12 protein-coding genes are annotated in these 10,796 nt (G+C 71.2%); 7 read left to right on the top strand and 5 right to left on the bottom strand.

What is annotated here, in order from left to right:
• Positions 1-49: 49 nt before the first annotated feature.
• From dapE to B1729_RS19355, 3 genes are all read left to right on the top strand, one after another.
• Positions 50-1,126 (top strand): succinyl-diaminopimelate desuccinylase, encoded by a 1,077-nt coding sequence (gene dapE / locus B1729_RS19365; RefSeq protein WP_163620838.1) that lies wholly within the window; start codon positions 50-52, stop codon positions 1,124-1,126.
• Positions 1,108-2,334: a hypothetical protein gene (locus B1729_RS19360; RefSeq protein ID WP_163634441.1), complete on the top strand. Its 1,227-nt coding sequence runs from the start codon at positions 1,108-1,110 to the stop codon at positions 2,332-2,334. The genes dapE and B1729_RS19360 overlap by 19 nt, the downstream gene beginning before the upstream one ends.
• A gap of 112 nt (positions 2,335-2,446) precedes the next feature.
• Complete coding sequence (locus B1729_RS19355; protein WP_163620836.1) at positions 2,447-2,620, top strand: DUF3117 domain-containing protein; 174 nt, start codon at positions 2,447-2,449, stop codon at positions 2,618-2,620.
• A gap of 61 nt (positions 2,621-2,681) precedes the next feature.
• Here B1729_RS19355 and B1729_RS19350 read toward each other — a convergent pair whose 3' ends face one another.
• A complete protein-coding gene (locus B1729_RS19350; protein ID WP_163620835.1) occupies positions 2,682-3,317 on the bottom strand; it encodes a class I SAM-dependent methyltransferase in 636 nt (211 codons plus the stop codon).
• Positions 3,318-3,390: 73 nt separating this feature from the next.
• Between B1729_RS19350 and B1729_RS19345 the strand changes: the two genes are divergently transcribed.
• On the top strand, positions 3,391-3,783 hold the full coding sequence (locus B1729_RS19345; protein WP_163620834.1) for a Sec-independent protein translocase TatB: 393 nt from the start codon (positions 3,391-3,393) through the stop codon (positions 3,781-3,783).
• Positions 3,784-3,796: 13 nt separating this feature from the next.
• Here the strand turns inward: B1729_RS19345 and B1729_RS19340 are convergent, their stop codons facing one another.
• Genes B1729_RS19340 through B1729_RS19330 form a run of 3 tightly spaced genes read right to left on the bottom strand, consistent with a single transcriptional unit; the run spans position 3,797 to position 6,803 of the window.
• Positions 3,797-4,948 carry an Mrp/NBP35 family ATP-binding protein gene (locus tag B1729_RS19340; RefSeq protein WP_163620833.1) on the bottom strand — a complete coding sequence of 384 codons (1,152 nt, stop codon included), beginning with the start codon at positions 4,946-4,948 and terminating at the stop codon, positions 3,797-3,799.
• A complete protein-coding gene (locus B1729_RS19335) occupies positions 4,945-5,472 on the bottom strand; it encodes a DUF1003 domain-containing protein (RefSeq protein ID WP_163620832.1) in 528 nt (175 codons plus the stop codon). Before B1729_RS19335 ends, B1729_RS19340 begins: the two co-directional genes overlap by 4 nt.
• Positions 5,472-6,803 (bottom strand): CBS domain-containing protein, encoded by a 1,332-nt coding sequence (locus B1729_RS19330; RefSeq protein WP_163620831.1) that lies wholly within the window; start codon positions 6,801-6,803, stop codon positions 5,472-5,474. The genes B1729_RS19335 and B1729_RS19330 overlap by 1 nt, the downstream gene beginning before the upstream one ends.
• Before the next feature lie 40 nt (positions 6,804-6,843).
• Here B1729_RS19330 and B1729_RS19325 point away from each other — a divergent pair, with 40 nt between their 5' ends.
• Positions 6,844-7,611 carry a general stress protein gene (locus B1729_RS19325; protein WP_239539723.1) on the top strand — a complete coding sequence of 256 codons (768 nt, stop codon included), beginning with the start codon at positions 6,844-6,846 and terminating at the stop codon, positions 7,609-7,611.
• On the top strand, positions 7,608-8,306 hold the full coding sequence (locus B1729_RS19320) for an alpha/beta family hydrolase (protein WP_163620830.1): 699 nt from the start codon (positions 7,608-7,610) through the stop codon (positions 8,304-8,306). The genes B1729_RS19325 and B1729_RS19320 overlap by 4 nt, the downstream gene beginning before the upstream one ends.
• On the opposite strand, the gene B1729_RS19315 is transcribed toward B1729_RS19320, so the two are convergent.
• Entirely contained in the window at positions 8,282-9,499 is a 1,218-nt protein-coding gene (locus B1729_RS19315; RefSeq protein WP_163620829.1) for a citrate/2-methylcitrate synthase, read from the bottom strand. The genes B1729_RS19320 and B1729_RS19315 overlap by 25 nt on opposite strands.
• Positions 9,500-9,611: 112 nt before the next feature.
• Between B1729_RS19315 and B1729_RS19310 the strand changes: the two genes are divergently transcribed.
• On the top strand, positions 9,612-10,760 hold the full coding sequence (locus B1729_RS19310; RefSeq protein ID WP_163620828.1) for a citrate/2-methylcitrate synthase: 1,149 nt from the start codon (positions 9,612-9,614) through the stop codon (positions 10,758-10,760).
• Positions 10,761-10,796 lie beyond the last annotated feature (36 nt).

Here is a 10,796-nt window from a genome sequence, read left to right as displayed (position 1 = left end):
GTGGCCATTACGCGTTAACGGCGGCATTTCGCCTCGGTAGACTCGGGGGATGCCTGCGCTCGATCTGTCGCTGTCCTCTGCCGAACTGACTCGCATCATCTGCGACATTCCGAGTGAGTCGGGCGACGAGAAGCTCCTGGCCGATGCCATCTTCGATGAGATCTCGGCGTTGGCCCACCTCGAGGTCTACCGTGACGGCGACACGATCGTCGCCCGCACCAACCTCGGCCGTGCTCAGCGCGTTGTGATCGCCGGCCACATCGACACCGTCCCGATCAATGCCAACATCCCGACGAGGGACATCGACGTCGAGGGCGAGCCCTTCATCTGGGGCCGGGGCACCGTGGACATGAAGGCCGGCGTCGCCGTGCAGCTGAAGCTGGCGGCCGAGCTCATCGCTCCCAGAGTCGACATCACCTGGATGTGGTATGACCACGAGGAGGTCGACGCCGACCTCAACGGACTCACGCGCCTGGCGCGGACGCGGCCCGATCTGTTCGCCGGCGACTTCGCGATCCTCGGAGAGCCGTCCAACGGAGAGGTCGAGGGTGGCTGCAACGGCAACCTGCGCGCGATCGTCCGCACGCACGGCGTGCGTGCCCATAGCGCGCGGGCCTGGATCGGCGACAACGCGATCCACCGGGCAGCGCCGATCCTCGGCCGGCTCGCGGAGTACGAGCCGCGTGACGTCGAGGTCGAAGGACTGGTCTACCGGGAGGGCCTCAACGCCGTGCGCATCCGCGGAGGCGTGGCCGGCAACGTGATCCCCGACCTCTGCGAGGTCGAGGTCAACTACCGCTTCGCTCCGAGCCGGGACGTCGCCGAGGCGGCGGGTCACGTCAAGGAGGTCTTCTCGGGCTTCGAGGTCGACATCGTCGACGCGGCGGCGGGTGCCCGCCCGGGCCTCAACGCTCCACTGGCCCAGGAGTTCCTCGCGGCTGTGGGCGCGTCGCCGCGTCCCAAGTACGGGTGGACGGACGTCGCCCGCTTCAGCGCCCTGGGCGTGCCTGCGGTCAACTACGGGCCCGGAGACCCTCACCTCGCCCACCACGACGAGGAGCGCGTGCCGCTGTCTCAGATCGTGGCGGTCGAGCAGGGACTGCGCGCGTGGCTGGCGACCAGCTGACGACCGCCCCCGTGCCGCAGTCCTCGCACGGTCGCGTCGCGCTCCGCGTCGCCGCGATCTACCTGGCTGCGCGGCTGGTCACCACGCTGTTCCTCTCCCTGGCCGCAGAGCTGTCGGGCTTTCAGAGCCGGATGGGGGCGGATGCCGGCCTCGCGGACACCGTCGTCGCCTGGGATGGTGCGTGGTACTGGCTGGTGGCTTTCTCGGGGTACCCCACCTCGCTGCCGCTGACCGACGCCGGGCAGGTCGCGGAGAACGCCTGGGCCTTCCTGCCGCTGTATCCGTATCTCGCGCAGGGCGTCTCCGTGCCGTTCGGCGGTCAATGGGGCACCGGTGCGCTGATCGTGTCGCTCGTCGCCGGGTACGGGGCATCCGTCGCTCTCTATCACCTGCTCCGCCTGCGCCTGGATGAATCGGCGACCCTGTGGGCGGTGGCCTTCTTCGCCAGCGGCCCGCTCGCCGCCCTGTTCCAGGTGGGGTACGCCGAGGCGCTAAACCTCTTCTGGCTGTTCTGCGCGCTGTGGTGCGTGACGCGGCGACGCTACGTCTGGTTGTACCTGCTCATCCCGCTGATGGCGTTCACGCGTCCCGGCGTGCTGGCCTTCGCGCTGTTCCTGGGACTCTTCGGCATCTGGAGGTGGTTCCACCGGGTGCGCGAACCGCTCCGTGCGCCGGAGATCGCCCACATCATCGCGCTCGGCCTGCTGGCTGCCGTCGCCGGGTTCGCCTGGCAGGTCATCTCCGGCTGGGTGACCGGGGAACCGGGAGCGTACCTCGCGACCGAACTCGCCTGGCGGCGCAACTGGGTGCCCGGCGATCCGACCTTCGCGCCGTTCGAACCGTTCCTCGCCGGGGTGTCGTTCTGGTTCGAGACGATGTGGCATCTTCCGCTGGCCCTCGGCTACGCGTTGGTCGGGGCGGGGGTCCTGCTGATCGGCGCGGCGCTGGCGTTCCTCCCGGCGGTTCGCAGGCTGGGCATCGAGATCCGCCTCTGGAGCGCGAGCTACCTGCTGTATCTGCTGCTGGTGTTCTTCCCGCAGTCGAGCATCTTCCGTCTGCTCGTGCCGCTGTCCCCGCTGTGGGGGGCGTTCGCCGTGCCGCGTTCGCCCGTGTGGCGGGTCGGCGTGCTCATCGCGTGCCTCGCCGGCCAGTGGTGGTGGATCTACAACATGTACGCGCTGGGCAACAGCACCTGGCAGGTGCCCTGACCCGCATGAACGGAAATGACGCGTCAGCGGATGCCGCTTTCCCCAGGCGTGCCCGGGGCGGTTGCCCTCACGATAAACTTGACCTGCAGACCATCGATGAAAAGGAGCCGCAATGGCAGCCATGAAGCCGAGAACCGGAGACGGGCCGATGGAGGCCGTGAAGGAGGGTCGACTCATCATCGTGCGCGTGCCGCTCGAGGGAGGCGGTCGTCTGGTCGTCTCGGTGAACGATGCTGAGGCCAAGGAGCTCTACGACGTCCTGAGCGGCGTCGTCAACGCCGCGTAGACGCACGTTACGCGAATGGCCGGTCCGACGGGACCGGCCATTCGCGCTTTTGGCGGAAGTTTCAGGGCTGAGCGACGGTGGTGAGCTGCAGCAGCCCCTCACCCGTAATCGACAGCGCGCCGATGACGGCCGATGACGCCTGGGTCTCCTGGATGAGCGAGCGGTACGCGGTGGTCACCGGGTCGCGGCGGACCGGGTCGGCCACACCTCCGCCCGCGAGCACGCGCGGGACGAGCACGGTGCCACCGGCGCGCACCAGGCGAAGGCCGTGCTCGACGTATTCGATGACACCGTCGGGGTCGGCATCCACCAGCACGATGTCGTAGGAGGCCTCGTTCATGCGCGGCAGCACTTCTGCGGCGCGCCCGGTGATGAAGCGGGCACGGGCCGGAGGGATGCGGGCTTCGGCGAATGCCTGACGTGCGGCGCCGAGGTGCTCCGGCTCCTTGTCGATCGTCGTCAGGGTCGCGCGCGGCGAGCCGTGAAGCAGCCAGAGGCCGGACACGCCGGCGCCTGTGCCGATCTCGACGATGTTGAGCGCCTGGGATGCCGCCGCGATCACCGCGCACTGGGCGCCCACCGCCGGGCTGATCGGTGCGGCGCCGAGTTCGAGCGCGTGCGCACGCGCACGCGCGATGTGCTCCGGCTCGCTCGTCGCCTCGTCGACGAACCGCTGGTTCGCGCTCTGCTCTCCCATCGGCATCCTCCCGCGTGCCAGCCTACGGGGCCACGCGGCACTGAACGCTCAGGCACGGCGGTAATCTGAAGGCATGATCTTCGGCCTCACGATCGAGAAGCTTCTGCTGATCGGACTCGTCGCGGCACTCATCCTCGGGCCCGAGCGTCTGCCGCGGTATGCGGAGTCCCTCGCGGGACTGACGAAGCGGGCTCGTGAGTGGGTGTCGACGGCGCGCACCCGGGTGCGTGACGAGATGGGTGAGGACTTCGACGACGTCGACTGGCGCACCCTCGATCCGCGCCAGTACGACCCGCGGCGAATCATCCGCGAGGCGCTGCTCGACGACGCACCCGTGGCGAGCGTCGCCGGCTCAGCGAAGACCACGGCAGACACCACCGCACCGACGCCGCCGACCGCGCCGGTGCGCTCGCCCTTCCGTGGCCCGGCAGACGGCCCGACCCCCTATGACAGCGAGGCGACCTGACGCCGATCCTGCGTCACTGCGGGCGGAACGGGAGCGCGCGTCCCGACAGGCCGCGTGGCGTCCGCGCGAGCTCCGCGGCCACGCCGGCGATCACCTGCGCCGCGGGATCGTCGGGATGCGCGATGACGGCCGGGATGCCGGCATCCGCGTCCGTCCGCAGCGTCGGGCTGAGCGGCACCGATGCCAGCAGCGGCACCTCGGCATCAGGCTGCGACAGCGCCGCGGCGACGGCGGAGCCGCCACCGGTGCCGAAGAGGTCGATGGTCGTGCCGTCCGGCAGGGTCATGGCCGACATGTTCTCGATCACGCCGATCACACGCTGCCCCGTCTGACGAGCCACCAGGCCGCTGCGCACGGCGACGTCGGACGCTGCGGCCTGCGGCGTCGTCACGACGAGCACCTCGGCGTTCGGCAGCAGCTGTCCGACCGAGATCGCGACGTCGCCGGTTCCCGGCGGCATGTCGAGCAGCAGGACGTCGAGGTCGCCGAAGTAGACGTCGGTCAGGAACTGCAGCACGGTGCGGTGCAGCATGGGGCCGCGCCAGGCGACGGCACCCACGGCTTCTTCGCCGTCGCGGCGGCGCAGGAACATCCCGATCGAGATGACCTTCACCCCGTGGGCGACGGGCGGCAGCATGAGGTCGTCGACCCGCGTCGGCTGCGGCACGGCGCCGTCGGGTCCGACGAGGCCCAGCTGGCCCGGGATGGAGAAGCCGTGCACGTCGGCGTCGACGAGTCCGACCGCAAGGCCCCGGGCGGCGAGCGCGGCGGCGAGGTTCGCTGTCACGGTGGACTTCCCCACGCCGCCCTTGCCGCTGGTGACCGCGATCACGCGCGTGAGCGTGCCGGGGCCGAAGGGCATCTCGCGCGTGCGGCCGCCCCGCAGGCGTTCGGTGAGGGCATGCCGCTCGGCCGGAGTCATGACGCCGACTTCGAGAGCGACATCCGTGATTCCCGGGACGGATGCCGCAGCCCCGCGCACATCGGACGCGATGCGGTCCGCCGCCGGGCACCCGACGATGGTCAGGGCGATCGCGACGTGCGCGACGCCATCGTGGACGGAGATCTCACGGACCATGTCGAGCTCGCCGATCGGACGGCGCAGCTCCGGGTCGGGCACAGCACCGACGGCGGTGCGGACGGCGTCCGCGTGTGCCGTGGTCATCGCGTGGCGCCCTCGTCGACCTCGGGGCTGTTGTCGAGCTTCTCGAGGAGGGCTCGCAGCTCGGTGCGGAGCACCTCGCGCGTCACGACCTGGTCGGCGAAGTCGTTGACCGCCATGCGCAGTGCGACCACCTCGCGGGCGAGGTACTCGGTGTCGGCGAGATTGCGCTCGGCGCGCTGGCGGTCCTGCTCGATCTGCACCCGGTCGCGGTCGTCCTGCCGATTCTGCGCCAACAGGATGAGGGGCGCGGCATACGAGGCCTGCAGCGACAGGATCAGCGTCAGCAGGGTGAAGTTCGTCGCGGACGGGTCGAACTGGAGCGCAGGCGGCATGAAGATGTTCCATGCCAACCACACCGCGACGAAGATCGTCATGCCGATGAGGAAGCCCGAGGTTCCCATCGCGCGGGCGAACGCCTCGGAGAAGCGCCCGAACCTGTCGCTGGACGGCTGAGGGCTGCGCTGCAGCATGCCCGAGCGTCCGCGGGGCGCGTCGAGCGAGGGGTGGCGATTGGTGCGTGCCATCAGCGCCTCCTCCCGCCGCCCTTGCCGGTGCCGAAGGTCAGCGTGCTCGCGGTCGTCGTCGGAACGGCTTCGGACGCCGGACGCCGTTCGTCGTCCTCGGCGTCATGGGATCGCCAGTCCTCGGGCAGCAGGTAGTCCAGCACGTCGTCGACGCTGACCGCCCCGACCAGCCGGTGTGCGGGGTCCACGACGGGCAGAGACACCAGGTTGTACGACGCGAGCAGGCGCGCCACTTCGGCGGCGGATGCGGTCGCGGGCATGGGATCGAGCGTGTCGTCGATGATGGCGCCGAGGCGCTCGTGCGGCGGGTAGCGCAGCATCCGCTGGAAGTGCACCGTGCCGAGCAGCCTGCCGGTCGGCGTCTCGTACGGGGGGAGGGTCACGAACACCGCGGCGGCGAGTGCAGGGTGCAGCTCGTGGCGGCGGATGAGCGCGAGCGCCTCGGCGATCGTGGCGTCGGCGGACAGCACGATGGGCTCGCTGGTCATGAGACCGCCCGCCGTGTCGGGGCCGTATTTCAGCAGGGCGCGGACGTCCTCGGCCTCCTCGGGCTCCATGAGGTCGAGGAACTCCTCGCGCTGGTCCTCCGGCAGCTGACCCAGGAGGTCGGCCGCGTCGTCCGGCTCCATGGCGTCGAGGATGTCGGCGGCGCGCTCGTCGTCGAGAGCCTCCAGGATGTGCACCTGGTCGCCCTCGGGCATCTCTTCGAGGGCGTCGGCGAGCCGGTCGTCGGGGAGCTCGTCCACGACCTCGAGAAGTCGGTCTTCCGGAAGGTCGAGCAACGTATTGGCGAGATCGGCGGGCCGCAGCTCCGAGTATGTCGCGACGAGCTGCTCGGCTGACTGCGCCTCGCCGGGCACCTGGCTCTCGCGCACGGCATCCCAGGTCGCGAACGTCGTCGGACCCTTGGCGAAGGGGGACGCGCTCGTCTTGGGCTTGCGCAGGAAGAGCTGGCCGACATCCCACTCGCCGAGCCGGTTGCGCTCGATCGCGACGTCCTCGATCACCGCGGTGCCGGAGCCGTCGGCGAAGAACACCTTGCGGCCGAGCATCTCTGCCATGACCCGCACCTCGCCGCCGCGCTGCTGGAAGCGCCGCACGTTGATGAGGCCGGTGGTGATGACCTGGCCGGTGGCGATGGAGGTGACGCGGCCGATCGACACGAAGACGTGGCGGCGCCCGGGGATCTCGACCACGAGCCCGATCACGCGGGGCGGATCGTCTTTTCGGTAGATGACGACGACGTCGCGGACCTTGCCGAGACGGTCGCCGGCGGGGTCGAAGACCGAGCACCCGGACAGGCGCGCGACGAAAACCCTCTGCGTGCTCACACGTCCCAGCGTAGTCCGCGTGCCATGGGAGGATGGGGAGATGACCATGATGGGAGGGCGCTCCGCGCAGGGATCCGACGCGGTCGGTCAGGCCGTGGCGAGCTTCCCGACGTACGAGGCGGCGCAGAAGGCGGTGTCGTCGCTCATCGCAGCCGACATCCCGGCGCGCGACATCGCGATCGTCGGCCAGGGGCTCCGATCGATCGAGCGGATCACGGGACGCCTCGGCTACGCGTCGGCCGCGCGCTCGGGTGCCGTCAACGGGCTCCTCCTCGGACTGCTCTTCTCCGCGATCCTCGTGATCGGGTCCCCGTCGGTACCCATCCAGGCGTTCGTCGGCGTGCTGTTCGTGGGCATCGCCATCGGCATGCTGCTCAGCATCGTCACGTATTCGTTCGTCCGTCGTCGGCGCGACTACGCGTCGGTCATGCAGGTCGTCGCCGACCACTACGAGATCACCGTGACCGACAAGAGCATGTATCGCGCGCGTCAGGTGCTCGGCCCCCAGGCGCCGACGGCCCCCGCTGCGTCCGCTCCCGCGGCCGCGCGCGCCGCGTCGCCGGCACCTGCCGGCCCTGCGACGCCCGCTGCACCCGCCCAGCCATCCCCGCCGGAGCCGCCGAAGTACGGCGAGCGGGTCGCGCCGACCACGGATGCCGCGGCCGAAGCCGCGCCGACGGACCCCGGCCGGGCTGACACCACGGATCCTCTCCCGGCCACCGCACCGGATCCCGCCCCGGCGGATACCGGGGCCGATCGCGCCGACGCGTCAAACGAGCCGCGCGGCGAGGACGGCGACCGCGCATGATCGCCGCCGGCGATTCCTCGCGGATCGCCGTGGCGCTGCCCAACGGGAGCGCCGACGTCTCAGCCGACCTCGTGGCACCGGCGTCGCCGTGGGCCTTCGCCGCCCTGGCGCACGGCGCGGGCGCCGGGTACCGGCATCCGTTCCTCACCGGTTTCGCCGACGCCCTCGCACGCGAGGGCGTCGCGACCCTGCGCTTCAACTTCCCGTACGTCGAAGCCGGAAGACGGATGCCGGGACCCGCGGCGCACGCGGTCGCGACGTGGGCGGCGGTCCACGCCGAGATGGTCGCGAGGGCTGCTGACGCCCCGGTCTTCGCGCTGGGCAAGTCGTACGGCGGGCGCATGGCGTCGATGGCGGCGGCGGAGGGCGTGATCGACCCATCGGGCCTGGTCTATCTCGGCTACCCGCTGCACCCGCCGGGAAGCCCGGACAGGGCCCGCACGGCGCACCTGCCCGATGTGCCGCAGCCGCAGCTCTTCGTCGAGGGCACCAACGATCCCTTCATCGATCCCCATGACCAGCTCGAGGCGGCGGTCGCCTCGTGCCAGGAGGCCGAGATCATGTGGATCGACGGCGGCGGGCACTCCTTCGAGGTGAAGGGCCGCAAGCGTCCGCCGGCGGAGATCGCCGCTGGGCTCGCCCCGCAGATCGTCGCCTGGATGCGCCGGCCTCACTCGGGGCCGGGACCGACGTAGCGGCCGCGGGGCCGCAGCCGCATGGGGCGCTCGTCGTACTCGTCGAGCGCATGCGTGATCCATCCGGCGATGCGGCCGGTCGCGAAGATGACGGCGCCCGCGTCGTCGGGCAACTCCGCCCAGAGCGTGAGCGCCGCGAGCGCGAGGTCGAGGTTGGGCCGCGCTTCGGCCCGGCGCGCGACCTCATCGGCCACCGCCTCCACCGCCGCCAGCACGTCCGCGCTCTGCGGCATCTCGCGCAGCAGATCGAGCAGCACGATCGCGCGCATGTCGCCGCCGGCATACAGAGCCTGTCCGAAGCCCGGGATGCCGCGCCCGCCGTCGCGCACCGCGCGGGCGATCGCCGTGGACGCCGGCTCGCCGTCATGCACTGCCCGCAGCATGCGGACGGCGGCACGGCTCGCCGTGCCGTGCAGAGGTGCGTCGAATGCGCCCAGCGCGGCGGTGACCACCGCGTAGCCCGATGCGCGTGCCGAGGCCGCCACCCGCGCGGCGAGCGTCGAGACGGCGAGGTCGTGGTCGATCACGAGCACGAGCGCGGCGTCCAGGATGCGGATGCCTTCGGGACGAGCCGAGCCGCCGAGCGCGCGCCAGAGTGTGGGGGCGATCGCCGCCGGAGCGCCCTCTGGCGCGAGCGCTGCGGGAACGCCGGTGAGCAGGCGGGCGCCGACGCGGACCAGCTGCGACCGGTCGGGGTCGTCGCGAAGCGGGTCGGTGGCGCCGAGCGCCGCGACGGCGATCAGCACGCGATCCAGTGCGGAGGCGGTCCCACCGAGCGCCGCGATCGTGCGGCGCGCCACCGTGAGGTCTTCGCTCGACGGTCCCCGAAGTGACCGAATGCCCCAGAGCCACGTCACCACCTGCTCGAACGTCTGCTCGCGCGCCAGTCGCGCCGCGGAGCGCCCGCGGTAGCGCAGCTCGTCGTCTTCGTCGATGTGGGCGAGGCTCGTGTCCAGCACCATGAGCGGCGTGCCCGCTGCCCTCGAGTCGCGCACGGTCGTTCCCGGCGTGGGGCTCGTCGCCCGACGGCGCCGTCGGGCGAACGCCTCGACCTCGAGCGGATCGAAGGACGAGCCCGCGGCGTCGCGTTCGCGCGAGAGCAGCCCTCGCGACACGTACGCGTACAGCGACTCGGGCTTGACCCCGAGTCGCGCGGCCGTCTCGGCGGCGGTGAGGCGCGGCAGATCGCTCATGATATTGATCCGATCAAGATTGACGTACGCATGATCAAGTTCCGACACTGACTGTAGCGGCATCGCCGCGGCGGGGCCGTGTCGACGGTTCCCTCAACGACAAGGAGCCGAAATGAGCGCGAAGACAGGACACAGCCCGATCGACGTGCCGCGGGGTCTCGCGGGCGTCATCGTCGCAGAGACGGCGGTCAGCGACGTCCGCGGCGACGAGGGCTTCTACCAGTACCGCGATCGCTCCGCGGTCGAGCTCGCCGCATCGGCGACGTTTGAGGAGGCGTGGCAGCTGCTGGTGACCGGCGACCCGGCTACGGATGCCTCGCGGGGGGCGTTCGCCGGCCGCGTGGCCGCCGCTCTGGAACGACGCGATGACCTCGAAGCCGTCGTCGCCGCCGTGTCGTCGGCGACACCGGACGTGCTCGCCGGGCTCGCGGCGGCCTGGCCGCTGCTCGGCGCGCGGCGCGGCATCCGTCCGCTCTACGACCTCGACGAGGACCAGCGCCTCGATGATGCGATCTCGCTCGCTGCGTGGACGCCGGTCATCATCGGCGCGCTGTGGCGCCGGGCCCACGGAGAGGAGGTTCTGCCGGCCCTCGGTGGGCGGGGGGTTGTGGCGAACTACCTGCATCAGGTGACCGGCGTCGTCCCCGACGGTGCGACGGAGCGTGCGCTCACCGCCTATCTCATCGCCGTCATGGACCACGGCTTCAACGCCTCGACGTTCACCGCGCGGGTGATCGCCTCGACGGGGGCGGATGCCGCGGCCTGCCTCGTCGGGGCGCTCGGGGCCCTGACCGGTCCGTTGCACGGCGGCGCGCCGTCCCGCGCGCTCGACGGGCTCGAGGCCGTCGGAACGGCGGACCGCATCGAACCGTGGATCCGCGGCGAGCTGGCCACGGGCCGCCGGTTGATGGGGTTCGGCCACGCCGTGTATCGCACCGTGGATCCGCGCGCCGAGCTGATGAAGACGGTCGCGCTGCGCACCGGCGGTGAGCGGGTCGAGCTGGCGGTGCGGTTTCAGGAGACGGCAGAACGGCTGCTCGCGGAGGCGAAGCCCGGGCGCGATCTGCACGCGAACGTCGAGTTCTGGGCGGCGCTCGTGATGGAGCGGTGCGGTCTTCCCCGATCGATGTTCACGCCGACGTTCGCCGTCGGCCGCACCATCGGATGGACGGCGCACATCCTCGAGCAGGCACGGGACCCGAAGATCATCCGGCCGTCCGCGCGGTACGTGGGCCCGCACGTGCGGGCCGCGGCGGCATGAACCGGGCGTGACCGCCACAGCCTTGCTCAGCGACCT

It is taken from the genome of Microbacterium sp. B35-04, from assembly GCF_010634885.1.
Classification (GTDB): Bacteria; Actinomycetota; Actinomycetes; order Actinomycetales; family Microbacteriaceae; genus Microbacterium.
The sequence above is the reverse complement of the archived record's forward strand: the minus strand, read 5'-3'. Positions and strand labels throughout refer to the sequence as shown.